Raw genomic sequence first — 25,159 nt, forward strand, 5'->3', positions numbered from 1 at the left:
ATGGAAATCAGAATGAATACGGATCATAGGCGTTGGATCGAAGGTGGAATATTCCTGGTTTTCTTTGCAGGCTGCATTCCGCTAGCAAATTATATGATTGGTCATTTTGGTACTGAGTGTGTACCTAATGGGCCATGTGTTATCCCGGTTGGACCCGGATTAACTGCTCCAAGCGGCGTTTTGCTGGTGGGATTGGCTCTCGTTTTGCGCGATCTCATACAACGACGGTTAGGCTTGATATGGGCCGTTGGTGCTATAATTCTTGGTGCTTTTCTGTCGACGACCTTCACCGCGGCATCGCTCGCTATCGCTTCCGCCGGCGCGTTTTTGACTTCCGAAATAGCAGATCTAATGGTTTTTACGCCGCTACAGAAGAAAGGGCTTGTGCGAGCTGCTTTCGTCAGCAGTTTGGTCGGATTGTTAGCGGACAGCATCATGTTTCTCTGGCTCGCTTTTGGTTCACTTGAATTCTTGGCTGGACAGGTTGTAGGTAAGCTGTTCATGGTAATTGCGACGCTTCCGGTACTGTTCTGGATCCGCAACCGTGACCGACGATTGGGACTTATGCCAGCATGAGCGATGTAACTGACAAAAAGCTGGGCTGCTTTAGAGCTGTTTTCGAGGCTTTTTTGGATCGACCGATTAACTATTTTCCACGGGTCGATGACAGGCGTTCTGAAAAACAGAGGTTAAGAAGCCTGAAGGATAAGGAAGCAATCCAGACGATCCTTTCCGAGATTCAGCACTTAAAACCAGAGGACAGCGGACTAGACGATGCGTTGAAGTTAGCGCGGGAATCTCTTGAGGAAGTAACGGCCCAAACAGCGTATCAAGACGGCAAAGCCACTCGTCTGTTGACAATCCTCACATTCATATCGGCTTTTTCAGGACTGGCCTTCAATCGTTTAGCTGACAATTATCCCCTGTCTATGGTGGGGTCGTCTGATTGGCAGGAAATTACAACTAGTGGTCTTATCATTGCCAGTTATGTGCTCTTTGCTTATTTTGCTTTGTTGGCGATCATGGGCGCACTCGTCACCTTTCATGCGATTAGATCCCGCTTTCGTTATCCGAAACCGGCCTTAGACGTACAAAGAATTGAATCTTTTCTTTTTTGGATTCCGATTTCGCGTACTCAGCCTAGCGTATGGGCTAAGGGCTTTTTGGATACAAATGATCCTTCAAAAATTTCCTCAACCCTCAAGCTCAAGTATCTCCAGAATTATATTGTCGAAACGTATCTGATAGGTGCGAAAGTCGCCGACAAAGTTAGGTTTCTGGAACCAGCTCAGCGACTACAATCCTCTGCGATCAAGGTCCTCTTATACTGGATTATAGCTATTACTCTTCTATTTGCTATGGTGCCGCCTATGAAAAAGGAGCCTAATTCAGTGAAACTGATAGAGACATTGGTATCATTGTTCTAGATCACGGACGGAGCAAATGTCTATACGACACAAAGCGGGTATCTCTGCGGCCTCTGGTCCTAATAGCAACCTCGGTGGCCCCATCGTCCTAGTCGACGCGGACAATACTCTTTGGGACACCGACGGCGTGTTTGCGCGAGCGCAACTCGCCCTTTTCTCAGCTGTAGAAGGTGCTACTGGGAGGTCGAGCCCTGATGAAAACCGTTTGGAATACGTCCGGGGTTTCGATCAGGCAATAGCAGAGCGACATCATCTCGGGCTTCGCTATCCGCCGCGCCTTCTGGTCAATGCAATTGCTCTTGCGCTTCGAGGGCTGTCCCGGTCAGAAGCCATACGGCGCGCTTGGAATGACGGATCGCAATCTGGGTTATTAGTGGATGTCGTATCACAAATCGAGCGGACCTTCTTAAAGATGATTGCCGAGCAACCAGACCTTCTGCCAGGCGTGCTTGACGGTCTTCGCGATTTGGTTTCGATAGGCGCAACAACAGTTGTCCTGACAGAAGGAAGCCGAAAGCGGGTTCTACGCACAATAGAGCATAATGGCCTGAGCAAGTATATCGACCGGGTTTTCGAAGCTCCCAAAACAGCCCGGATGTTCGAACGCGTCAGGAGCTTGGCGAAGGGCAACCAAACGATTTATATGATCGGAGACCAATTTACGCGTGATATCCAGCCTGCCAATGAAGCAGGTATAAGGACTATTTATATCCCTGGAGCTTTCCAGCCCAAATGGGAAGCCCAGTCCGAAGGCGTTCATACGCTTCGTGCGCCAAAATTTGACGCCGCTGTATCGCTAATACTGCGTGCAGAGGGAGCCCATTACACTCAAAAAGGCGATCCAGAAGACGAATTACTCTCCGGTCCAGAGTGGAACTTAGACGTTAATGACCGGTGCTAACGGACGTTGCGTGTATCTCACTATATACGAACGGTTGAGCCGATGTGTTTTTCAAGCTGCTATATTTCACGGTATCAGTGCCTGATTTAGCCTTGCGCATTTTATTGCTCCACTCGGCTGTGGCGCGACAAATTAAGTTGAGACAAATTCACCATTTTCATGGCCGCCTGCCCGCGCTGTGAGCCCAAGAGGCTGCGAACGAAGATGTCTACCTTCCAACACCGGCTTGCCCACGGTAGTAGGTCAAGCTGGAAAGAAGCGCAAACACACAGATCCCTCCGAGAAACCCTGATACACGAACGAGTCGAATATGACTTCCCCGATAATCGGGAGCTTGCAGGGAAGGAAAAGGATTGCCATCGTCTAACGTAGGCGAATCACAAGCATGGGTTGAGGGATGGCAAAGGGCTTTAGCGCCACTACTGTGAAGTCGTGGTTCCAGTACCGGTGTGAGCGAAAAGTCCGATATGAACTGTCCAGCGACGAGGAACTGGCCAGCGTCCCGATTGTCAAGGATATCCGCGAACAGTCATGGGCCATCCTCGGCAAGAAATTCGAGGACGGAGTCGTAGAAGCGCTTGGCCCAGCGGCCTTGAGGCCGCGACACGACGAGAAAATTTTGTCGGAAACCCTTAGTGCAGCTTTCCTGAGGGGTCTGCGTCCTGAACGCTATGCGGCCCAGGTCAATCTCTTCCCCAAAAACACACCAACCTTTTTGCGAGACACTGGCCTCTTTCTGAACCGCAACATTTCCGATTTGCTCCGCATCGACCCGTCCATCGCGCACCCGGGATCGAGCGAGTTGACGATTATCGATATCAAGGCCACACGTCGGGCAACGGCTTTTCACAAGACCCAGGTCGCATTTTATGTTCGAGTCCTGGAGGAAATCATCCGGGAGATGAAGATCCCGAGGCTTACGGTGAGCGACCAAGGCGAGATCTGGCGTATCGCCGAGCATTCGACGGCGGAATCCAGTGACTATGAGACCGAACGCTTTCCGCTTGCCCCCTATCTTCGGCTTGTTGACGATTTCTGCGCCAATCTCCTTCCCCACATTGCCAAGAAAAAGCTTGGCAACGGCATCGATGAGACGTTCTTCCACCTCTACTTCAAGTGCGAACAATGCAGTTATCTGGAGCACTGTCGCCGGTCGATTTCCCCTGAAAAAGATCCGGCAACGCGCGATGTATCGGCTGTCGCCGGCCTGACACACGAGGCAAAGCGTACTCTCAACAGGCATCGCATTTTCAAAGTTGGCCAATTGGCGACAGCGGAAGGCTTAAGCAGGACCCAGGGCCTGAGTTGGTCGCTCAGCAAGCGCGCGCCACTCTTGGTGACACGCGCCAAGTCCCTGGCAGGCAATAAGGTGCTGCGAACGGAAGACGAGCACACATATCTTATGCCGGCAAAAATTGACTGCGCGCTGATTATCAGCGTCGATCACGACCCGGTCGATGAGCGAATAGCCGCCTTGGGTTACACGCGTATCGAAAATGGCAAACCCGTACGATCGCCCTCGATTGTCATTCCGAAAACCGGCAGTCTGGCCCATGAGCGCGAAGCATTGATTGCCGTACTTGGTGAGCTTATTGCTGATCTTACCCAGATCGATGACCACAACCTTGCTGTTGAGGACGGTCGTAGTCAGGCAGAATCGCTTTACGCTCATATCTTCCTTTACGAACCTGCCGAGGCGATCAATCTGCAGGCGGCGATCGGCCGTCACCTTGACAGCGACGCGATCAGAAATGGTCTTTTGCATCTGGTCCGGTTGTTTCCTCCGGAAGACGTTGTTCCAGAACCGGAGTTTCGCGGTGTCCATCATCTACCGGCGACTGCCCTTCGAAGCGTCATTGAGCAACTGTATGCCCTGCCGGTCGCCGTCTCTTACGACCTGAGACAGGTTAGTGAAGCCATCTTGGGAACGGAGGGGAATGCCTATGCACCGGGCCCGGATTTTGAGCGACCGTTTTCGTCCCTCCTGTCTATCGAGGTGATCCGGGGCCTTCGGGAGAACGCGCGAAATGCGCCCTCGCGAGACGCCATTGTCAAAGATGTGGCCGCGCGCCTGATGGCCACGCAGGGCCTGATTTCCTGGCTTGTCGAAGAAGATCGCAGAGCCACGAGGGACGGCGCGCCGTTGTTGCGTTTGGCGAAGCGACCGTTCCGCTTCCAGGCAAGTTTTGACCCATTGAATGCGATCGACCTGGACGTCTTGCTGGCATGCGAACTGCTGGAAAACCGTGCCGGTTTGTTGGAAGCGCTGGTTCATCTGGCAAAGCCGTTCCAGCGCCGGCGCGATGCTGGTCGCAGCCTTTCGAGACTTCGTCGCGACCGGGATTTCAAGGGCGGCCAATGGGGAAGTCGCCGCTTCATATTTCATATCCCAAGTGAAAGTCGCGACGCGGAACTTTCGGCAGGCGACATGGACCTCATCCTCCACAATGACGCACCCGACCTGCGTCTGAACCCCGCCATGTGGCAAGATATCTCGTGCCGCATCGTTGACCTTGACCCTCCTTTGCCGAGCCATCAGATCTGCGTCGAGATCCGTAAGCAGGCTCTCGACAGTCGGACCTTTCAGGCACTCCTCGACACGACTGCGGATGATGGGTGGTTTATCGACAAAGCATTCTTTGACGTGAACAGCCAGCGCGCCGCCTCCTTTATCAGCTATCTCGGACAGGAAGCGTCGGCATGACGATCCGCAATCAGATACTCGAGTTTTTGCGTGACCCGTCGGCGTTTGGTGATCTCTCGGATGATCCCGATGTCTGGCGCGAGGCGTTGAACGATTTTGCGATCCCAGGCCTTGCGCGTCACGGAGACCACCCGCTGACCTCCGCACAGGTTTCAGCTTGGCTAGGACTGGCAAAACAGCGAGCGGGCCTTATTTTGGGTCCACCGGGAACGGGCAAGACGCATCTTCTTGCCTGGCTGATCCTGGGCTACATTCAAGCGCGACGACGCCGGGAGATGCGGGCACGCGTGTTTGTCACGGCATTTACCCGCAACGCTATCGGTAACGTGATCGACAGCGTGGCGCGTCACAGTGCTCGCCATTGCGCCGGTCTATTCGAGACGCATTTTTTTGGTACCGCGCCCTCCAACGGGCTTGATCCTCTCATTCAACATCGTGCAATCCTGGGCAAAAAAGGATCGGAAGCCGCTCTGGATGACCTCGACCAGGAAGCGGTGGTTGCGGGCGGTTCTGTTTGGTCGCTTTACCGTATTCTTGGAGAGAGCAAGATCGGCGATCGATATACGGCCGATCTGTTTGATCTTGTTTGCGTCGATGAAGCCTCTCAGATGGTCGTCTCCCATGGCCTGATGGCAATGGCAGGGCTTCGCGAAAGTGGGCGGCTTATCGTTGCCGGCGATGACAGACAATTGCCGCCGATCCGCGCCGGCAGAGAGATTGCGATGGGAGAGCGCCAGCTTGGCGGTTCCCTCTATTCGCTGCTGAAGTCCGCCGGTCTGCCTGAATATGCGCTGGACGAAACGTTCCGCCTCAATCAACCGCTCGCATCGTTCCCCGAGAAGAAGTTTTATCCAGGCGTATACCGATCGTCCAAGCCAGACAGTCGTCTGGCTCTGGTTTCCAACTGGAGGGAGGGGTTGGAGCCTTGGGAAGAAGCTTTTCTCGATCCGGATTATCCCGTAGCGGTGCTGCTCTACGAGGGAGTTTCGGCGGCAACATCCAATCCTTTTGAAGCAAAACTCGTCGCCGGCTTGGCTGCCAAACTCGTCGACCGGATCGAGGGCGCCAAGGACGGAAAGGACGTTTCGAGCGCATTCTGGGCCTCGAACGTCGCCATCTGCAGTCCGCATCGAGCGCAGAACTCGACCATCCGCAACCTCCTTAGATCGGATCTGCGTTCCGGGGCCTTCGTTGAGACTGTCGATAGGATCCAAGGAAAGGAGCGAGACGTTGTGCTGTTCTCCTACACTGTCGCCGACAGTGAATTTGCAGCCGCGGAAGCCGATTTTATCTTTTCTTCGGAGCGCCTGAACGTTGCCATTACCCGGGCAAAGACGAAACTCATCGTCCTTGTCAGCAAAAACCTCCTCCAGGCCGTCCCCAACAACCAAGAGCAAGTGGACAAGGCAGAAATTCTCCGCGAGTTTGTCTTCGATACAACACCGGTTGCCCGACTTCGCTTTGGCGAAGAGGGCGGACAAGCAGCGACTATTGAGGTCAGACGCCGGGGCTTCATAGCCGAAACTCCACTTGCAGCACTCGACGAAACCATTGCTGACACCGAGGCGGAACCGGTCCTCTCGAAGGAACTTTCACGGTTGCTGGAAGCGGTCAACCGCGTTTCCATGCGCTCGAAGTTTTCGTCCGCAACGGAGGCGGATCTGAAGACGGCACTTGCCACTCGCGAAAGTGTCTTGTCCGGATTGGCGCAACTCCACGGTTTAGGCTATGTCGATCTGCGCGAAAGGCGCGGCCCGCGTGGTCCATTTTGGACTGCGGGTCCGCTTGATCCACGCTCACCGAAATTACCAATTGATTATGCGACCGTTCTGCAATCACTGCCGGGCGTCATCCGAGATTGCCGCAAGGGATCGCTGGCGCCTCTCTATGAGATTGTCCGTCAGCGCTTTGCATGGATCGACGAGACGGGACGCGATCGATTGAAGCTCGCTGTTGACCGTCTCGCAGAAGAAGGTCTCGTGATCTATGGCACGGTCAGCCACGGATTGACTGTGGAATGGTCACAAATTGAGGACGCTGACGACGACGGACCCATCGCTGAGCCACCGGATCTGTCGGATACAGACTTCGAGGTCTTGAACGCACTGGAAAACCTGGAGGCTGGCCGCATTAACTTTGGGGTCGTTGAGGCCTGGTCCTCGACAGCTATGCTCGCAGAGCACATGGACAAGCCGCGTGTGAAAGTGGCCGAATCTGTGTCCAGGCTTCTGGCGAACGGTTGGATCATGGTTGCGGCAGATGGACGAATCCGCAGCCGCATGGCGGAACTGGCGCGTGAAATCCGTTACGTCAAACAACGTTTCGTAAAGGGCGACGCAACGCGGCGTCCTTATCTCGTCCGCAGCCTGAAGGTCGAGTTACGTGATCGAAACAAGCCAAGGCAAACCGAAGCGATCATCGAAGTCTTTCCTCCACTGGCTTCGCGTGCGCCATCACACTACGCCGCTTCGCTTAGGGCACTCGAACAAGCGTTGACGGGATTGTGGGGCAGCAAGGCAAAACTTGCCGGATTTCAACGCCGCAGCTTTGAGGCAGTTGCAGCGGCATGGGAGAACCAGTCCGGGTTCGACAGTTTCGTTATCGCCGCAGACACGGGATCGGGCAAAACTGAGGCCGCTGTGCTTCCGCTTATTGCGGTTGCGGGCGGTGATGCGCTGAGGGGAATTCACGGTACGCGTGCGATTCTCGCCTACCCTCGTATCCGATTGGCCACCAATCAGGCGCAGCGCCTGGTGCGCTATCTTGCGCTTTTCTCTCAACAGGAGGGCATGCCGACCTTGAGTGCTGGCCTGCAATTGGGCGGCGTCCCTGAAGATTTCGCGCAACTCAAAGAGTGGGACGTGGATGCCGGGTGGAAAGAGCTTGGTGCCGGACACCTTCTCTTTCCATTTTTCAAATGCCCTGCATGTGGGAAAGATTTGCATCTCCATGTTGGGCGCGGGCACCAGGGTCGCGATAGGCTGGCATGCGTGGAATGCGATTTCCATTTCGATGGCTGGGCGGGCTCGAAGGCGCAGTTGCGGGCAAATCCACCCGCCTTCTTCTTGCCAACTACGGATTCCCTACACCAGTGGATGCAGGATCCAAGAGCAGGACGCATTTTTGGCGACGACGCAGACTTTGCGCCTCCACGGGCCTTAATCGCTGACGAAATCCATCTCTATTCGCACATTCACGGAGCCCAAGTTGGCTATACCTTCCGTCGCCTGGCAGCGCGGTCTGAGCAGTGGCCCAGCTCACCGCCTATGCTGATGATTGGAATGAGCGCGACGCTCGGCGATCCGGCAAAGGTATGGAGTGATCTGATCGGACGGGAACGGACCGAACTGATCACGCCGTTCGAAAATGAAAAGGAGATCAATCCCAGGGGTCGCGAATATTTCTACTTCGTCCAGCCAGAGGTGGAATCACGAGGACACGACGTCGCCGGAGCTTCAACGTCGATACAGACGATTATGTGCCTGTCACATGGTATGCGCAGGCGTACCGGCAGGCATGGCGGATTTAGAAGCCTGGTCTTCCTCGATTCGATCGACAAGTTGCGTCGCCTCCACAGCGCCTTCATGGATGCGGAGGACAATCGCCTGCCCGCATTGCGGACATCGCTTTACGATGATGATCCTACGTCAGGATCAGAGCGGACAAGTTGTTGCGGAGAGCCATACGGATGTGACACATTTCGCAACGGCGAGTGTTGGCACTTCGCCGCGACCGACCCGGCTCAATGGACCGCGCGAGGACGACGGCGCACGGATGGCCCCCTTGTTGTCGCCCGCCAGCCGATCCATGCAGGGGCTAAGGGCGCGGTTGAAGAGACAATCAAGAACGCCGACATCCTTTTCGCCACATCTTCCCTCGAAGTTGGCTATGACGACCCCGATATCACCATGGTCTATCAGCACTATGCGCCCTCTAACCTCGCGAGTTTCATACAGCGAAAGGGGCGCGGCGGGCGAGGGTCCGACGATCGTCCGATCACCGGCGTGACCCTGTCGATCTATTCGAGCCGAGACTCTTGGTGGTATCGGCGCCCCAGAACAATGCTCGAGCCGAAAGCTCTGCATACGCCGCTGAACCCTTCGAATTATTTCGTGAGGCGAGGACAGGTCGTCGCGACGATGTTGGACGCTTTTGCGGTTTATGAGCGCCAAAGCGGGAAGAGCGTTTCTTACCATTGTCCCACCAACGAAGCGTTGCTGCAGGCGGAAATGTTGGTGGCAAGGGCATTCGGACCCGACGTCTGGCGGGAGTTTGATGCGACCAGTGCGCGCCAGTTCTGGGATCTCGTCCTTGAAAATATGGGGGATTTTGGCAGCATCCGGTTTGCAAAAGACTTTCGTGAAAAGTGCGACTGGATCCCAAGCGTTCTCTTTGAAACTGGCGATGGACCACAGTTAAGGCTGTTCGCCGACGGAAACCAAGTTGGTGACCGGCACGACATTGCTCTGGCTTTGCAATCGCTCGCGCCTGGAAACGGGACCCGCCGCTATGATGGCATGGATGTTTTCTGGCGGCCACCAGTTGAAGGGACTCATCCCTGGTTTGATGCCGGCGATTATCAGCCCGATGCGATAACGGCATTGCCCGACGCTGGGCAGTACCTTCCCGATGACGTGTCTTCGGGATTGCCTGGTCTTCAGCCAATATACATGCGGCCAAAACAGATTACGTTGCGCCGTCTTGGCAAGATGCGCGGGGCTTCGTGGCGCTCGGAGTGGATTTCGCAGGGTGGTACAGTCGCACCCGCGCCGGACGCCGCACCCCTTGCGATGCGGGTCGAACATGGCGCGCGGGGGTCTTTGCGAGGATTCCCGATCCTAAAGTCAGATCCTTCGAAAGGAATGCAGTTTGGCAGCACTGCTCTTTGGCCATGGATCGAGCGGACAGACGCCTATCTTGGAAGCAGCGTCAAAAAGGCAGCAACCGGCATTGCCGTCGCAAAGGTCTTCTGGGGCGCCGACGCCGAGGTAAGGGTAAACGATCCCAAAACTGCTCCTCTGTCGATCACACAGCTTTTTACGGTACCGGGGAAGACGGAACCTGTCTTGCACGGCTTCCATATCCATCCCGAAGGCGTGACATTCAAGCTCAACAACGACACGCTTGATCAGACCATCGATCAAACCTTGAACGACTTCCAGACCAATCCGGCCCTATGCCGTTGGCACGGATCGCAGATGGCACGGTATATGATCGAAAGCCAGGCACTTTCCATTGGCGTAAACGCCTATCAGGCCAACCGTGCGGCCGAACTGATCTTCAGCGCCGTCGTCTCGGATAAGTTGCGTAGGGAACTGTCCGCACTGCTAAAGTTCTGGTCACCACGGGATCTGTCGAACGTTTTCGAAGAAATTCGCGCAGAGTTGTTGAGCGAGCATCCACTGCTGACCGAAGATCGTGTCGCAGAGGTTGCCGCAGCTATGGGTGAAGCCAAATTCCAGCCCCTCTTCGCACGGGCGTTCAGTGCCGCAAGTGACCAGACATTGTCCAAGCGATATCTGAAGAGTTGCGTGATCCAAAGCTTGGCGATGCGATTGAAAGAAGCGTTCGCGAGAGCAAGTGGCGGCGACCCTGACCAATTGATGTTCCACGCACGACTGCCGGTGCAGTTTGCAAGCGCGGAAAAGGCGGAAATCACCATCTGCGAACTGGCTTCTCATGGGGATGGCACGACGCGTTCGTTCATTGAGAATGTCGGGGAGTTCGAAAACCTTTGGCGGATGGGTTTTATCCATGAATGCCCAAACGCCACCGAGGACGTGATCATGGACAAGTTTTTCGAACGCCGGGCCGACCACACCATCTGGCGCGATGTCGATCGCGCCGACGAGCAAATTCTTTCAACAATAGCAGCGGGCCTCGGCGTCGACGACGGTACAGTGCCGGCGAATATTCAGCGCATGCTGTTCGATCAGGAGACTGTCGGTTCCGAGATTTTCGCTGTCTACGACGTTGCCATGGCGGTCCGTGATCGGGAGATTAAACTGCGGCATGCATTCGGCCGCTTCCCCACTATGTGGGAATTGGCAAGTGCCGTCGTCCAGGGCGCCGTGGACGATCGAGCGAGCGTGACAGGGCGCCTGCTCAGCGCCTATGAACGGGTTGAAAATGCTGTGACGGATGGAAGCCTTAGCCCATCGAGCCGCCTTTCCGATCAGGTCATGCGATTGGGCATGAAAATGTGCGTCGATGGGTGCAGGGCATGCGTTCATCAATCGAGCGATCTGATGGGCGATTCACTGGTTCAATCGGCAACGAGCCGATCGCTGCTCAGCCGCTTCGTTTGCATGGGAAGCTAGTTTTGGTGGCAAGCGCTATCGGGGCGACACCGCCAATTGAACGAGTGCGTCATGCTCTTTCAGCCAGGAATAGACTGATGGCGTGACAGAACTCAAGGTCGCCCGACCCGAGGCAAGCTTCGTGAGGAAATCGTCCACCTCGGCGTTTTTCGTCATGCCGGTTTTTTCAGCGTCGAGATCGGCGCGCACACGAATAAGAGAGGCAATCTCGCTCGACAAATCCAGGATCGACAGCACAGTTGAACGCTCCGCGCGTTCGGCGAGTGCAACCATCCGTTCGCCGATATCGAGCGCATCGCCAAATCTCTGCAGCAGGGATCCGACGACGCCGATCGGCTTGTACTCATTCGTAACCACCGTGCGCCAGTTATAGCGAACTGCTTTTTCCGCCGCTGAAATTGCGGTTTTCAGTTCGTCGTAACTTCGCCCGGCGACCTCAAGCGTGGTTTCGTCGTTCGCCGCTTGCAGGCAGCGCCCGGCATCGAGGGCCGCCTCTCTCAGGTCAGCGATGTTTTCGTCATCGAAACCAATGAGGAGGGCAACCGAACGCACGGCTGTATATCGTCCTGTGGCACTGGAAAAATCGGCAAGTTTGGCATTCAAACGATCAAGCTGTGCGCCGACCCGCTGTCGCTCGACTGCGGCGGGGATTGACGGCAACAGCAGTTCCAGATCCTCAAGGGCGTCGCTCATGACGTTGTCACCTTTTGATCACTGCCAAGGGTGACGAGCGCGGTTCCCATGGTGTGAATGTCTGCAAGTGAGGATGCGCCGGCCCGGGCTTTCAATTTGTCTCTGACATGCTCCAGCAGTTCGGCGACGACAGTTTCTCCAAGTGACGCCAGATCCTTGAACTGGGCGAGATCGCGGGAAGGCGCTCCAGCGGCTATTTTAAGAGAAATCACCTTGCCCTCTTCCTTAAGATCACTGACCTCCAGCAGGAACCTCTGCACCGCGTAGACCGCGTCGGAATCCATCAGCGGTTTGACGCGGCCAAACATTGTCTTCCATTGCCGCACCAGGTCAGGGCTTGCGCCAGGCACGGAGGTCGACACGGCATCGATTGCCTTGTCGACGCGTTCGATATGGTCGCGGAGAGCCGAACCTCTGCGTATCTCCATCAGACCATCGACCTGGCTGACCAGACGCTCACGTTCATAGCGCAGAATATTCTGGAGCGACCCTTTGACGCTCGACACAATGTCCTTGGCTGTTTCCAGGAGGGTGATCCCGGAATCCACGTCTTCCGGAAGAGGCGCAAATCTCAAAGTGACCCGAAACAATTCGAGCGGTCCGGCGAGCTTTGAGACATCGGCCAGACCGAAGGATTTAGACTCGCCCTGCGGGATTGAGAGCATCTCGCGTAACGCGACGCGCAGCAGCCTGTGTTGCTGGTTCGTCTTGTTGAGGAATTCACGCCACTGCAACGAGCGCGTTGAAGGATCGCTTTCGGCACCATCCTCGTCAGAAAGGATGATCTTCAGTTGCTCCGGAAGCGGCATATCTGGACTTGCGGTGCCTCGGAGCCAAGCACGCGCAAGAAGGATTTGCGCATAGATGACCGAAGGTTCCAGACGCTTCCCGTCCACGAGACCGAGCCGTTGGTCGGCATACTGCTCTATCTGGGGCTCGAGCCTTCGAAGCAGCGCCGCGAGTGCACGCCGATGCACTTCGACTTCGCCGTTACTCAAGCCCTTGTCGAGCCTCATTGCCTGATAGGCTTCAAGACCGGAAAGGACCCATTCATCCTTGCTGACCCAGAAATAGCCCCGGCGGATCGGCGCGGTACCTTCGAGCTTGACCTGGGAGTCGGTGAACAATCTTTTGAATGTATCTCTGTCGAGTGAAACGCTTCGCGCATCGATCGATTGGACAAGCCTATGAACCAGCTTGTTCCATTCCATCGGGCTCAGGAGTTCACCCGTCGCTTTCCAATGGCGAAGCTGGTCACGTGACTTTTGTAGCTCGGACTTCGTTAGTGGGGGCCGCTTAGAAGGAGGGGCAGCGGTCCTCGAAATCGAAACTGAGGTTTGATTGAGCGCAGCATTGCGCCGTGGACCGTTGTTTTCTTCGACAACAACCGTCTCAGTTGGTTCAGCCGGAGTGAATTCGACAACCGGCGTTATGACAGGAGATGCCTTGACCTCGGTCTCGACGTCCCCGATCCAAGATATCCCGAAGGCCTCATATATAGGCTTTGCAACCCCCGCGAACGCGATTGTTCCGTCCTCGAGCCTGACCGTGGTGGAGCGATTGCGATCGCCCCAGTAGGAGATCAATCGAGAAATCTGACCGTGATCACTTCCTTCGGGCAGCCTTGCATCGATTATCTGTTCGAGAATGCCCGACAGATTGCGGCTATCGGGCAAAAGTGCCCGGTTATCCAGACGTTGTGTCGGGAATTCCCCAGCCTCAATGGCGTCGGCCTGTTCAAGGACAGGGCTGACAATGGCCTGCAAGATCCCTCGAGGTGTTTTCCAGGTGAGCCCATTGTCACGCTCGTTGAGGGCGTCAAACAGATTGCCGAGCGCTTTTCTTGTAAACGGATAAAGTCCGACATCATCGAACGCACCGAATGTCGCGTGGCAACCAGTCTTGATCGGACAGTTCAGACATGGATTTGGCGCGTCGGGCGAAGACTGCTCGCGCGTTGATTCTCGCCATTGTCCCAGCACATCGGTGCCAGCACGGGTCGCAGACAGGTAACGAGCCACAAATTCAAGCCGCGCCTCTTCCTCTCGCAGAGCGGCTACATCCTGCAATTCGCCTTCCCGCTTGGCGAGACCCAGATTGAGTTCGTGGGTGATACGGCCACGATAGTTGGCCGGCAGGTCCGCGTAGTAGGCAGGAGTAATGCCGACCACGGAGATAAGCGGGCAAAGATCAGATTGCCCGTCGATCGATCGTGTATCGGCATTGGTGACGAGGACGTCGATAAGGCTGTTGTCGATACCTTCCCAGCTGGTGATGTCTTCCAGGAGCAGAACCAGGCGCTGACCGCGCTGCGCAAGCACCGTCCTGACCTCGCGAAACAGATCTTTCAGACCTTCCGCGGAAACACCCAGTAGATGCTGAACGGCATCGTTTCGCCGCCTGTTCAAGGCCTCCAGCAGCTTTGCGCTATAAGGCACCCGAGGTCCGATCTCCCGTAGCAGTTCCTCCGGATCATCCCAGTCTTCCTGACGGTAGGCGTCGATCGTATCGGCTTCCTCGCGGATCTTCGCCGCCAGACGCTCAGCACCTGGTCTCACACCGGAACCGCGCACGCTGCGGGCAGCATCTGCCAGTGTGCTGATGTCAAAGAGATTGAAGACGGCGGACTGCGAGTTGCGCTCGGAGCCTTCAGTTTCTCCTTTGCCATCAAGGAGCCTGAGGATGCGGGCGGGTCCGGTCCATTCATTCTTGACCGTGAGGTTGTCAATCAGTTCGCCGGGCAGATTTGCGGCACACCAGTCGACATCCTCCAATGGCGAACCGTAATATTTCGGGTCGAGCGCATTTGCGAGATTGCTGAGGAAATTCTTCGCCCTCCCCTGGTCTGTCGCCCTTTGACGCCGTCCTAGGCGGTCGAAAAGCGGTCTGAACTCCGTCGGCAAGCGTGTTTTCAACTGCTCGAGAGCACCTTCAAGACTTCCATCGGCACGTTGGATTAGCAGGGTGACGTCGCGACCTGTCGGCCATTTGAGTGCTAGCCATCGGATGAGGTGCGATTTGCCGGATCCAGGCTCACCTTGGACGACGCAAAAGGCATGCTTTCGTGATGGCGCCGACAACGCGTCCAGCACAGCGCTTTCGTCAGCGGACCGAATGTCGCCCTGATGGCTGCCCCGAATATCGAAACCCTTGATAGGACTATGGGTGGCGAGGAAAACCGCCTCGTGATGTTCCAAAGCCTCGTTCGCGACAACAGCCGCCACTTTGTCTGCTCGCCAACACGCCTTCATCGGAATATTCATATCTTGACGTCCCCGCGGATGGTCACGGCATGGAAGGCCAGGACCTTATGCGCGATATCGCCTGTCAAGGTGTGATAGCCTGGCCGGTCACCGAGAATTTTGAGTTCGAGTTCGCCTGCGTCGTGGAGGTCGCGCAATGCCGAACTCAAGACCGGTGACAGGCGCCTATCGTCGAGCGCAATGTTATTACTTCGAGCGCTTTCAAGGAACATCTTGCCACCGTCGAAATATGGCGCTTCGCTTCGAATGCGGAAAAGAAAATCCTCTGCAGTCATCTCAACGTTGCGCGGGAAATCTTTCCTGTCGATCTGCCTCTTAATTCTTTTGGTCGCGGAGAGGTGAAATCGCGACGCACCTGCCATCGGCAACTCTTCCATCAGGCCCATGAAGATCAGCCAGCGGCGCCAACTAGCGAGCTTCGACGTGTTCATCCTCCGGTCGCCGTCATCATCGCTTCCGTCCGGAAGCGCCTCGTTGATCGCGTCGGCCTGTTCGGACGCCGACATCGCCCTGAACCAGACGGAATCTCCTTCCTGCCGACAACGCGCAAGCACCCAGGCAAAGGCTTCGAGGATCACCGCATCCTTCTGATCGCTTCCAAGAGACCGCAGATGCTGATGCGTCCAGTCGGCAAATGAAAGATAATCGGTGGTGTCGCAGGCCTCGTTCAGCGCGAGCGCCTTGTTGTCCAATGTCAAGGCGCCAAGCGCTGTTGCGGCACCCTGAACCTGCGCAAAGCTCTCCTTGTCGTCGACGAGGTTGCCGTTTTCGAGAAAGGTGGGATTGAGCCAGTTGGCAGCGTCGACGCGCTCGATGCGTCCATCATTCGCCGCCACGAGACTGACAAGGGACCAGACCCGTTCCGGGGTGCCTTGCGTACTGGACAAGATGCTCATGAGAATAGACCTGGTAAACGATCAAGATGGGACTGATTGTAGGGCGCACGCTTCGACATTACCTGATCCAGTCGCCTGCCTTGCATTTGCATACTCGGGTCGGCAACCAGAATCAGTTGTTCTATCAACTTATCATCAACCCACTTTTTGGCCTGCTTGAAAAGCATTTCGGCACGCTCATCGTGGCGCCGAACGATCAGCGCAGTGGGAACCGCGGCGGGATGAACCGCATGGCAACCGACAACGGTTTCATGCGGTAGGACAAAACCGTGTTCAACCGTCGTATCTTTAATTGCCGTTGCGACGGTCGATGCGAGATCGCAGGATGTGATAAACTGCTCAACTCCGCCTCTAGCCAGTTTTAAGACAAGATCGTCAAGGTTGGCGGCAATATAGGGGTCATCTGGCGCAACGATGGTAATTCCGATCGGAATGCCAGGCGTTGGCGCGGATGTCGTGCGCCATCTGCCCTCGAGGGAATGTTCATGTGGTGAATCTGGTGGCATAATACCGCGCGCTCTGCAATGTGGGCATCGACCGCATTCTTCGATGAGGTCGGCATCGGGTTCCTGTAAGAGTGCAAAAACACTTTGGAGGATGCAGGTGTTTTCGGGACGGCGCATAATCCCGCTGAAGCTGCGAACGTTTTGCAACGCTTCAGACTGTTCCTGGTCGCGAACGTCAAAAACATCGTCCCACGCAGTCGACGTGTTATCTTCCAGGAGGCGAAGATCAGCGACCTCAATTTGCGATCGTTCTTTCGAGGCGCTGAGATCGCAAGCAACGATCTGAATGGCGTTCGCTCGCTGGAGAAGGTTGAGCAAACTCATATTCCAGCTTCGATTATAATCCGAACTGCGCTTACTACGGCTCCCTTCAGGAAGGGCATTTAGGTCAACCGAAAACCGCACTCTCGCGGAATTCCAAATAACGTCCGAGCGACTACGAAAGAGGCTCTTCCATCTCGGTTCTGCCTTTTTACGTGTCAGCCACGAGCCTGTGGCTTGCGAGAATGCAGATTTAACGTCATCGAGAGCTTTTCCATCGGTGTCGGTAAAGAGTACGATAGCTAGACCTTGATGACCGTCGCGGGCTGCGCGACCGATCTCCTGATAGTAACGCGACGGGCTTTCTGGTAGGCAGGCATGGATGACGGTGCGTACGTTTGCTTTATCGACGCCCATACCAAAAGCAGATGTAGCTACGACAAAATCAATGTCGCCTCGCGCCCAGTCCTGGACAATCTTTTTCCGTTCTTCGCTGCCCGTATCCCCGGTAAACAGGGCAATCCGACGATAGCCTCGCCGTTTTTGGCGCTCAAAAATCGCCTTGGCCGAGGTCAAATTCTCAGTAAAAGCAACGGTTTCGTCCATTTCGGATGCAACCGTCGTGTAGACGATGAGTGGCCTTGGCACCCGATCAATGAGGTAGTCTAGCCGTGCGTCGCGCGCCTGGGCGGTGGGAAATGCGTTGATGTCAATATCGAACTCACGCCTTGGCTTACGCGCGTCAATCTCCATCCAGTCTCCGGCCCTGCGGTAGGCGGATCGCAACACCCGACGAGCAGCTGGCGGCAGCGTCGCAGAGAGGACTAAGGTCTTCAGTTTTGGCTGTCGTGTTTTCAGTTCATCAATGAGTGAAGGAAGGCGCTGAAAGTCGGGGCGGAACGTCCGCCCCCAACTTTCGATGATGTGCGCTTCGTCGATTACGACAGTGGTCAATCGGCCCTCTAGTGGCGCCAATTTGTCGTCTGGCGATGCGGCCGCGTCTAGAAGATGCTCACGACCTATGCCTAGCGCCAGTTCAGGCGACATGAACAGGATCGGGACGTCACCACGGCGGAACGCGTTCAACGTGTCTAACCGGTCGTCTCTTTCTGCCTGTGTCGATGTGCCTGTTAAAGCACGAGAGTTTTCCAAACCCGGCATGACCGAAAGGGTTCTTTGGTGATCGAGAGCGAGCGATACCGTGGGCGTGATGACCAGAACGCATGAACCGGGTTCTCGGCGACGTTGCTCTAGCGCTTCGATCTGAAAAAGAAGGCTTTTCCCGGCGCCGGTAGGCATGCAAACCATGAGACCGGCGCCATCAGGCATCGTTAGGAGCGCGCTGATCGATGACTTCTGCGCTTGCAAGCGATACGATTTATGGGTCGTATGTCTCAAGAGGACAGCATCGGGAGGGCAATTATCGTCTACCCTCCGCGTCCTCGAATCAAGTTCAGCGAGTGCTCTGAAATGGTTGATATCACGGTTAAGAACCGCTTCCTCCGCAAGGCGCACGACGGTGCGGGAACATTCGATGCCGAACCGTGAGAGTTCTCGGGTGTCCTCAGCCGTCAATACGATCCCGATCCGATCTAGATCCAGACGACCATCACTTAGCCTGATTAGCGATCTGAGCAGAGCAAGCCGATCGGCTCCATAAGCAGCTCTCAATCCCGAGAGGCAATAAGATTGAGCATCAGTCAGCCAGGCTTTGCCATCACCTATGCGCTTCGTATAATCCATAAGAAAGGCGTTCCCCCAAACCAGCTCAACGCAACACTAGTATCCCGCCCTTTATTTTACAATAACGGTTGCAAGCGGCCGTTGCGGACAACCTACGTTTCACTGAGTCCACTCGATAATTTCTTAGCCAACATCCATACCAACGATAACGCAAAACTCAGAGTGCATTTCGCAATGGAATGTGGCTTTTGATAAACGTCTTTGCGTCACGCTACGGCCGACGTTGCGGCGGGTATTGCCGTCTCTGACCACCACAAGTCAAAGGATACCCCACGCTCGAAATCGCCCCCTACCCGTCATTTCGCGCAGGTTCAGTTCTTCGACGAGGCGGGGAGCGGCACGGGGTGTGATGTCGAGTTCGGCGGCGATCATGCCAGCCGAAACCAGGGGTCTGGCCAGCACCAGTTCAATGAGCCCCGGCAGATTGGACGTGGCGCGTCGTCCCACAAGGCGCCGTTCCAGCATCTGCCGCGCCAGCAGCAGTCGGTCATGCTCCCTGAAACCGAGCTCGACACCGGCCATCAGCCCCTCGAGATTGGCGAGTATCCGGGTTTCGAAATTGCGATGGCGCCGCCGTTCAACGCGGATGGTTTTCAGGCCGGCATTGAAGGCCAAAAGATGCGCCTGAGTGGTCAGCCCGTGGCGCCGCAGTAAGGAGGCGGCCAGCAAACGGCCCAGCCACGGTGCCCGCTGCAAAACCGCGAGCTCGTTCCAGGCATCGAGCGCCAGGATGGCCTGCAAAACCGGCGGAAAATCGCTGATCGAACGTAACACCGTCCGCCATTCGTCGAGCCGTTCCTCTTCATCCCAGTCGGGGTCGCGGATCAGCGGGTCCGCCTCCCTCCTCGGCAACCCCTCTGGCTCCTTCGCCCTGGCCAAAACCGTTTCGGAGCGTGCCAGCACCGCGTCGATGGCGTCGAGATCAACGCCGGGCAGGTCGAGCCCGTCATCCAGACGACGTTTTCTCCCCTCCCCGTTCCGACGCTGCCCATCGACCGTCGCATCCGGCACCACGGCGCTTTCGCTCTCCGCGACGATGCCCCCACCAGGCGATGGAGCAGGCCACACCTGCCCGCCAACCCGGAGACTGCGGAAACCGTTCGGGCTCAGCGCCCAGTCTGGCGCCTGCGCTGCAATCCGCCGCCTTGTCTGCAGCACTTCGCGGGCAATGGTGAGCTGGTGGCTTGGTGAGCGGATATCGCGTGCTGCCTCATGCAGGACGAGGTCTTCCATCTCGACCAGTTCGCCATCGAGCCACAACGAGGCGCAGGCATCGGCAAAATGCAACCGTTCGATCAGGCCCGTGCCGACCGGCGAATGAGCGAGGCGCTCGTCGAGACGAGCCAGCGCTGCACTGGCGTGCGCCAGCGGCTGCAGCAAGATCTTCTGAGGCAAATGATCGAGATCGTAACGCATTGAAAACATGGTAAACAAATTCCCAAACGGACACCAGAGAATATTTAATGTCCGGCACTGATGATGCTCTTGGGTTGGGCTTTTAACATCTGATAAGTACAGCTTATCGAAGCTTATTGATTTGAAGCCGCAAATCGGTGATAGTCGGGCAAAGCAGCGGTTCAACAGGAGAAAAAGACGCGCAAGAACCTATTCAGAGCGATGTGTTTGCCGGTGGCGGGCGTTGCGGGCAAGCATCACAAAGCGGGTTCGGATCTCGGCAAACAGCGCCGGTGGTAGCGGACCGTAATAACCGCTATCGTCATCCACAGGTCGCAAATCCGGTCCCGGCCAGACAAAGCGATTGCTTTCGCTGAGCACGATCCAGGAACGCGCATCGTCCAGTCCGAGGCGGCGTTTGGTGGCAGCGGGAATTTCAATCGCCTCGTCATCCCGTTGCGGTGGCGTGTGGGTGACGGGCAAAACCCTGACAACCGGCGATCCGTCTTCCAGTGTCGTCGTGATAGCCAATACGAGAACAGGACGATCTTTGTCGCCCTCCTCCCGTCCCTGCTCGAACTGCCAGTGCCACAAATACGAGTATCTGAAAATCCAACCGACCTTGGGCTCACCCGGAATCATGCTATTTTTCGTTCAGTTCACGATCGAGATGCTCAAGGCCGGCTTCCATCGAGGCGGCTTCAACAGCCGCAAGATCCCCTTCTGTCAGCGTAGCGGTCAATTCGACGCGACGCTCGCGTCGCATCAAACGCAGATAATCCTCGTAAGCGAGCAGAACAGTGCGCGGGCGACCGTTCTTGGTAATAATAACTGGATCGCGCACGGCAGCGTCCTGGTAAGCGCCAAAATTCTTGGAGATGGCTGCAGCTGTTACTGTGGATGTCATGATCAACCTCCGTTTTCCGTAATATACGGATTGTCCGTATTTTCCGCAAGTTTTTAAATCGAGAAGCATCGAGCAATGACCAGACCAGACCGCCTGCCTTCCAATGTCCAGAGCCGGGCGGAACAGCTCGATACAATCGCCGCCGTTCTGCCGATGAACCGCCGTGACAGGCTGGCCGAGGTTCTGACGGATCAGGATGTCGAGACACTGCGCCATCTGGTCAATGAAGGCATGGGCGAAAACACGCTGCGCGCACTGACCTCGGATCTGGCCTATCTTGAAGCCTGGTCGCTGGCCGCAACCGGCAATCCCCTCCCCTTCCCGGCGCAGGAAGCCCTGATCCTGAAATTCATTGCGCATCATTTATGGCGGCCACAGCAACGCGAGATCGAACCTGATCACGGTATGCCTGCCGATGTCGAAACCGAATTGCGCCAACAAGGCTTTTTGCGTGTATCCGGACCGCATGCACCGGCAACGGTCCACCGTCGTCTCGCCAATTGGTCGACGCTGACCCGCTGGCGCGGTCTGGAAGGGTCGTTTTCATCGCCTTCCGTCAAATCGGCCATCCGGCTTGCGGTGCGCGCCCTGAACCGGCCGCGCAACCGCAAGAGTGCCAATGCGATTACCGGCGATATTCTGGGCAAGCTGCTGGCAACCTGTTCCGGCGGGGATCTCACCGCTGTGCGGGATCGGGCCATCCTAATGGTGGCCTTTGCCTCGGGCGGGCGAAGGCGCAGCGAAGTCGCCGGCTTACGTGTAGAACAGCTGGTCAAACAGGCACCGGTCACCGATGAGAACGGCTCTCCCCTCCCCTCGCTCGGCATCCATCTTGGTCGCACCAAAACCAGTGGCACCGATCACGATGAAATCGTCTATCTGACCGGCCGTCCCGTCAAAGCCCTCAATCGCTGGCTGGAAGCGGCAAAAATCGACAAGGGCAGCGTCTTTCGAAAAGTCGATCGTTGGGGCAATGTGTCCGCGCGAGCGCTGGAACCGAGCGCCGTCAACCGAATCGTCAAGCAGCGCGCGCAAATGGCCGGCCTTGATGCCAAGGAATTCTCAGCCCACGGCCTGCGCTCCGGCTATCTCACGGAAGCGGCCAATCGCGGCATTCCGCTCCCCGAAGCCATGGAACAATCGCGCCATCGCTCCGTGCAGCAGGCATCCGACTATTACAACAACGCCAAACGGCGCAGCGGACGGGCGTCGCGTTTGCTTTGAGGCCTGTGCCGACCACGACAGAGCAAAGCCGCGCACATCTGTTATTAGTGGTTTGCAGATTGACAGCTATCAGACCCGGGTTAGCATAAGTGGATCTTTATCGAATCCACTGGCCGGGCTAAGGGTAGAGAATGACTGAATTGCGTTCTGGCCTTCCGATAGTTTCATTTGTTGATCAAATTGCACTGGAGAGCTGGTTGGCGAAGCAACCCAGCGATTCCAACGGTGCATGGATTAGATTTCGTAAGAAGGGTTCGAGCATCGCAAGCGTCACCAAAGCTCAGGCGATCGACAGCGCCCTTTGCTATGGTTGGATCGACGGTCAACTTGACAAATACGACGCTGACAGCTGGTTAGTCCGCTTTACCCCCCGCCGACCGCGTAGCAAGTGGTCGGATGAAAATCGGAAACGCGCGCTGGAACTGATCTCAGCGGGGCGCATGCAATCGTCTGGGCAATTGGAAATTGATAAAGCGATGGCAGATGGCAGATGGGAGGCGGCGTATGCTCCAGCTAGCAAAGCTGAGGTCCCAACGGACTTGCAGACTGCGCTTGATGCGAACCCGAAGGCTGCAGCTTTCTTCGCTACGCTCACTGGCGCTAACCGATTTTCGATCTTGTATCGCATTGGCGCGGTGAAGAAAGCTGAGACCAGAGCCCTAAAGATCAGGGATTTCGTTGGTATGCTAGAACGCGGAGAAACCGTTCACGGTTGAAACGACCGCTTTCAGCGTCGCCCTCTTCTGGTTCTGGCGACCGACCTCAGCACGCATGCGGTCGATTGGTTGGGCAATTCAACAGGACGTAACCGGCTGACACGACTTTCTGGGTTATACGACAATGCCAGTCAGCACAGTTTTTCAAGGCTGCGTTGAAGTCAGGCAATCTGGTTCATTTGTCTAAAGCTTCTCCCATGCGCTAGTATCTGGATGCCTGTTGTAACAGACTTTTATCGGGAGGATGCCACGCCAAACGTTATCGATAGCCGTCTCGTCAACGCTTTCCTTGATAATGCAAGCTTGTCGGAAACCGATCTTTTGCCGGATACAATCTCTGGTCAGATTGATGAGCGTCGTCGTAGGCAAGGTGGATTGTGGGTAGGGGGCAAGTGCGAACTGACAGCCGCCACTTTGAGTTTCCGCCCAAACGACATGAACCGGGCATTGCATGCTCGTCCTGACGAGTTGAGTGTTGAAATACATTTGGAGGACATCGTCGGGACTTCAGTTCAACGCAGACTGATTACAGACGCCATAACCGTCAGATTTGCTACCGAGGTACTGAAAATCCGATGCTTTAGGGCCAAATCCTTTACGGCGGCAATCGAGGCCGCGCGACTGGCCATGCATGAACAGGCCGTCAAAACGGAGCAGAGACAGCCCAATCGGTAGAAACACGAATAGGAAGACCAGACCGGAACAGTGCTCACAACAGTGCCCCCTCCCCTTGTTGACAAAAGAAAAGCCGTTGAGTTTCTGAAACACCCACCAACGCGGAGATGGCATTCATCAATGTGCGGCCAAAACGCAGGCCATTACCTATGCTCTCGAAGCAATAACCGATGAAAGCCTTCTTGAGGATTTTCAGGTACAGGGAAAGTATGGCAAGGGGAGCGTTGGTCTTTTCGTTGGCGAGTAGAAAAAGGACGGATGCCATGGCATTATCGCGGCTATGACAGATGAACCCAATTTGCACTTTAGCGGCTTTTCGCTTTGGATAGAAGGACGCCAGGTCCCGGATGTGTTGGGCTTCTGGGATGGGAATTGGCTGATGGTTCGCGCGCGCATGGAGGCTAACGGCGCACATGTCGAATGTGCAGGGCCAATCCTGATGACTATGGACATCAGGAAATTCCGCGATCAACTAGATGTAATGGCGACTTCTTTGGCAGGCGAAGCCACACTCAAGGGCTTGGAACCGGAAATTAATGTCGTTCTGACAATGCAGAAGTTAGGACATGTTGAAGCGGTGATTGAAATTACTGCTGATCACATCAATCAATATCATCGTTTCATCGTGGAGGGAGACCAGTCCTACCTGCCCGGACTTATCCGTTCATGCGATGCCATTCTCTGCAAGTTTCCTGTCATCGGAAAGGAGAGTCTCTGATCGAAACGCAACCAGCCAGTTTAGCTATTACGAACTAAAGCGACCGGGTTGAGGGGGAAAACGGTCAGTCGGCTTGCAGGCAGGGAGGGCAGAAGCGGCATGTAGTGCCGCAAAAATCTGCCGTGCAAGTCGGACTTTCACATCCAACTATCGCGACAGAAGTTCCCGTGAGAATTCAAAGTTAGCGCGTCCCGAGGCAAACTTCAGGATTTCCGAGACAAGTTAGCCGCAACCGCACAGAGTTCTGCGACCATGCAGTGAGAAATCCATCCGATAGCAGGATCAAACAACTAATTTTGCGGCGAACGGAGCAGGCAGAACTCTTCGCCCCGGAATCGAAGTGCAACATAGCTGCATTGGTTCATGTGATCGATCAAACAGGCTTGCTCCGGCGTTGCCATTTCTTCCATCGTGCAGCGCTCTTCCGCACATGTCTGACTATAGATCTGACCGGTGGGAACATACGCCACAAAAAGCGAGGTCTTCGGTCCCTTCGGGTTGAGGGTTTCATATGCGGCTGTTAACCTCTCGAAAGCCGCAACATCTTCACCCACAGGGTCGCGGTCGATCCCCATCTCGCCAACCTCGCCGACCATTTTCATGTAGCGCAGATGTTCTGATTGAGAACAAACTAGTCGATCAGCCTTTGCAGGGATCGAATACGCCAAGACAATGGCACTGAGGATAACCGCCAACTTCCGTATCATTTCGCGTTCCGTCTGTGCTTGAGGGTCGTATAAAGTTTTTGGTTTTGCTGTCAATTTCCTGTCTCTCTTGACGCGTCAACCAAAAAAACCTGCGACAACTCCA

The 25,159-nt window shown here is 55.7% G+C and carries 18 protein-coding genes; 9 read left to right on the top strand and 9 right to left on the bottom strand.

Features of this window, described 5'->3' with window-relative positions:
• Window positions 1-12: 12 nt before the first annotated feature.
• The 5 genes from JNC70_RS18420 to JNC70_RS18440 all read left to right on the top strand — a co-directional run bounded on the left by JNC70_RS18420 (window position 13) and on the right by JNC70_RS18440 (window position 11,352).
• Window positions 13-576, top strand: coding sequence for a VUT family protein (locus tag JNC70_RS18420; protein ID WP_374788834.1), 564 nt, complete (start codon window positions 13-15; stop codon window positions 574-576).
• Window positions 573-1,427, top strand: coding sequence for a hypothetical protein (locus tag JNC70_RS18425; RefSeq protein WP_374788835.1), 855 nt, complete (start codon window positions 573-575; stop codon window positions 1,425-1,427). The genes JNC70_RS18420 and JNC70_RS18425 overlap by 4 nt, the downstream gene beginning before the upstream one ends.
• Before the next feature lie 16 nt (window positions 1,428-1,443).
• A complete protein-coding gene (locus JNC70_RS18430; protein ID WP_374788836.1) occupies window positions 1,444-2,328 on the top strand; it encodes an HAD family hydrolase in 885 nt (294 codons plus the stop codon).
• A 397-nt stretch (window positions 2,329-2,725) separates the two neighbouring features.
• Window positions 2,726-5,032 (top strand): hypothetical protein, encoded by a 2,307-nt coding sequence (locus JNC70_RS18435; protein ID WP_374788837.1) that lies wholly within the window; start codon window positions 2,726-2,728, stop codon window positions 5,030-5,032.
• Window positions 5,029-11,352, top strand: coding sequence for an AAA domain-containing protein (locus tag JNC70_RS18440; RefSeq protein WP_374788838.1), 6,324 nt, complete (start codon window positions 5,029-5,031; stop codon window positions 11,350-11,352). Before JNC70_RS18435 ends, JNC70_RS18440 begins: the two co-directional genes overlap by 4 nt.
• Window positions 11,353-11,367: 15 nt before the next feature.
• On the opposite strand, the gene JNC70_RS18445 is transcribed toward JNC70_RS18440, so the two are convergent.
• The 7 genes from JNC70_RS18445 to JNC70_RS18475 form a co-directional block, all read right to left on the bottom strand.
• The gene (locus tag JNC70_RS18445) at window positions 11,368-12,045 is read right to left on the bottom strand and encodes a hypothetical protein (RefSeq protein ID WP_374788839.1); all 678 of its coding nucleotides are present in this window, start codon (window positions 12,043-12,045) and stop codon (window positions 11,368-11,370) included.
• A complete protein-coding gene (locus JNC70_RS18450; protein ID WP_374788840.1) occupies window positions 12,042-15,308 on the bottom strand; it encodes a hypothetical protein in 3,267 nt (1,088 codons plus the stop codon). The genes JNC70_RS18445 and JNC70_RS18450 overlap by 4 nt, the downstream gene beginning before the upstream one ends.
• Window positions 15,305-16,204: a hypothetical protein gene (locus JNC70_RS18455; RefSeq protein ID WP_374788841.1), complete on the bottom strand. Its 900-nt coding sequence runs from the start codon at window positions 16,202-16,204 to the stop codon at window positions 15,305-15,307. Before JNC70_RS18455 ends, JNC70_RS18450 begins: the two co-directional genes overlap by 4 nt.
• Window positions 16,201-18,714 carry a DEAD/DEAH box helicase gene (locus tag JNC70_RS18460; RefSeq protein ID WP_374788842.1) on the bottom strand — a complete coding sequence of 838 codons (2,514 nt, stop codon included), beginning with the start codon at window positions 18,712-18,714 and terminating at the stop codon, window positions 16,201-16,203. The genes JNC70_RS18455 and JNC70_RS18460 overlap by 4 nt, the downstream gene beginning before the upstream one ends.
• Window positions 18,715-18,972: 258 nt before the next feature.
• Window positions 18,973-20,139, bottom strand: a complete 1,167-nt coding sequence (locus tag JNC70_RS18465; RefSeq protein WP_374788843.1) for an RHE_PE00001 family protein — start codon at window positions 20,137-20,139, stop codon at window positions 18,973-18,975.
• 180 nt (window positions 20,140-20,319) lie between these two features.
• Window positions 20,320-20,751 carry a plasmid maintenance toxin (PemK-like) gene (locus tag JNC70_RS18470; RefSeq protein ID WP_374788844.1) on the bottom strand — a complete coding sequence of 144 codons (432 nt, stop codon included), beginning with the start codon at window positions 20,749-20,751 and terminating at the stop codon, window positions 20,320-20,322.
• Between the two features lies 1 nt (window position 20,752).
• On the bottom strand, window positions 20,753-21,016 hold the full coding sequence (locus tag JNC70_RS18475; RefSeq protein ID WP_342062516.1) for a type II toxin-antitoxin system Phd/YefM family antitoxin: 264 nt from the start codon (window positions 21,014-21,016) through the stop codon (window positions 20,753-20,755).
• Window positions 21,017-21,091: 75 nt separating this feature from the next.
• On the opposite strand from JNC70_RS18475, the gene JNC70_RS18480 reads away from it, so the two are divergent.
• From JNC70_RS18480 to JNC70_RS18490, 3 genes are all read left to right on the top strand, one after another.
• Window positions 21,092-22,240 carry a site-specific integrase gene (locus JNC70_RS18480; protein WP_374788845.1) on the top strand — a complete coding sequence of 383 codons (1,149 nt, stop codon included), beginning with the start codon at window positions 21,092-21,094 and terminating at the stop codon, window positions 22,238-22,240.
• A 131-nt stretch (window positions 22,241-22,371) separates the two neighbouring features.
• Window positions 22,372-22,956, top strand: coding sequence for a YdeI/OmpD-associated family protein (locus JNC70_RS18485; RefSeq protein ID WP_374788846.1), 585 nt, complete (start codon window positions 22,372-22,374; stop codon window positions 22,954-22,956).
• 213 nt (window positions 22,957-23,169) lie between these two features.
• Entirely contained in the window at window positions 23,170-23,631 is a 462-nt protein-coding gene (locus JNC70_RS18490; RefSeq protein ID WP_374788847.1) for a hypothetical protein, read from the top strand.
• Window positions 23,632-23,665: 34 nt separating this feature from the next.
• On the opposite strand, the gene JNC70_RS18495 is transcribed toward JNC70_RS18490, so the two are convergent.
• A complete protein-coding gene (locus JNC70_RS18495; RefSeq protein WP_374788848.1) occupies window positions 23,666-23,896 on the bottom strand; it encodes a hypothetical protein in 231 nt (76 codons plus the stop codon).
• 15 nt (window positions 23,897-23,911) lie between these two features.
• Here JNC70_RS18495 and JNC70_RS18500 point away from each other — a divergent pair, with 15 nt between their 5' ends.
• Window positions 23,912-24,349: a WapI family immunity protein gene (locus JNC70_RS18500; RefSeq protein WP_374788849.1), complete on the top strand. Its 438-nt coding sequence runs from the start codon at window positions 23,912-23,914 to the stop codon at window positions 24,347-24,349.
• A gap of 290 nt (window positions 24,350-24,639) precedes the next feature.
• Here the strand turns inward: JNC70_RS18500 and JNC70_RS18505 are convergent, their stop codons facing one another.
• Entirely contained in the window at window positions 24,640-25,110 is a 471-nt protein-coding gene (locus tag JNC70_RS18505; RefSeq protein ID WP_146206502.1) for a hypothetical protein, read from the bottom strand.
• Between the last annotated feature and the right edge of the window lie 49 nt (window positions 25,111-25,159).

Origin of the sequence: Brucella oryzae (assembly GCF_041929965.1) — a bacterium.
GTDB classification, from domain to species: Bacteria; Pseudomonadota; Alphaproteobacteria; order Rhizobiales; family Rhizobiaceae; genus Brucella; species Brucella oryzae.

What these genes read in the sequence shown, in the direction of transcription:
- JNC70_RS18420 (WP_374788834.1), top strand. Translation starts at nt 13, where the DNA reads ATGAATACGGATCATAGGCGTTGGATCGAAGGTGGAATATTCCTGGTT.
- JNC70_RS18425 (WP_374788835.1), top strand. Translation starts at nt 573, where the DNA reads ATGAGCGATGTAACTGACAAAAAGCTGGGCTGCTTTAGAGCTGTTTTC.
- JNC70_RS18430 (WP_374788836.1), top strand. Translation starts at nt 1,444, where the DNA reads ATGTCTATACGACACAAAGCGGGTATCTCTGCGGCCTCTGGTCCTAAT.
- JNC70_RS18435 (WP_374788837.1), top strand. Translation starts at nt 2,726, where the DNA reads ATGGCAAAGGGCTTTAGCGCCACTACTGTGAAGTCGTGGTTCCAGTAC.
- JNC70_RS18440 (WP_374788838.1), top strand. Translation starts at nt 5,029, where the DNA reads ATGACGATCCGCAATCAGATACTCGAGTTTTTGCGTGACCCGTCGGCG.
- JNC70_RS18445 (WP_374788839.1), bottom strand. Translation starts at nt 12,045, where the DNA reads ATGAGCGACGCCCTTGAGGATCTGGAACTGCTGTTGCCGTCAATCCCC.
- JNC70_RS18450 (WP_374788840.1), bottom strand. Translation starts at nt 15,308, where the DNA reads ATGAATATTCCGATGAAGGCGTGTTGGCGAGCAGACAAAGTGGCGGCT.
- JNC70_RS18455 (WP_374788841.1), bottom strand. Translation starts at nt 16,204, where the DNA reads ATGAGCATCTTGTCCAGTACGCAAGGCACCCCGGAACGGGTCTGGTCC.
- JNC70_RS18460 (WP_374788842.1), bottom strand. Translation starts at nt 18,714, where the DNA reads ATGGATTATACGAAGCGCATAGGTGATGGCAAAGCCTGGCTGACTGAT.
- JNC70_RS18465 (WP_374788843.1), bottom strand. Translation starts at nt 20,139, where the DNA reads ATGTTTTCAATGCGTTACGATCTCGATCATTTGCCTCAGAAGATCTTG.
- JNC70_RS18470 (WP_374788844.1), bottom strand. Translation starts at nt 20,751, where the DNA reads ATGATTCCGGGTGAGCCCAAGGTCGGTTGGATTTTCAGATACTCGTAT.
- JNC70_RS18475 (WP_342062516.1), bottom strand. Translation starts at nt 21,016, where the DNA reads ATGACATCCACAGTAACAGCTGCAGCCATCTCCAAGAATTTTGGCGCT.
- JNC70_RS18480 (WP_374788845.1), top strand. Translation starts at nt 21,092, where the DNA reads ATGACCAGACCAGACCGCCTGCCTTCCAATGTCCAGAGCCGGGCGGAA.
- JNC70_RS18485 (WP_374788846.1), top strand. Translation starts at nt 22,372, where the DNA reads ATGACTGAATTGCGTTCTGGCCTTCCGATAGTTTCATTTGTTGATCAA.
- JNC70_RS18490 (WP_374788847.1), top strand. Translation starts at nt 23,170, where the DNA reads ATGCCTGTTGTAACAGACTTTTATCGGGAGGATGCCACGCCAAACGTT.
- JNC70_RS18495 (WP_374788848.1), bottom strand. Translation starts at nt 23,896, where the DNA reads ATGGCATCCGTCCTTTTTCTACTCGCCAACGAAAAGACCAACGCTCCC.
- JNC70_RS18500 (WP_374788849.1), top strand. Translation starts at nt 23,912, where the DNA reads ATGACAGATGAACCCAATTTGCACTTTAGCGGCTTTTCGCTTTGGATA.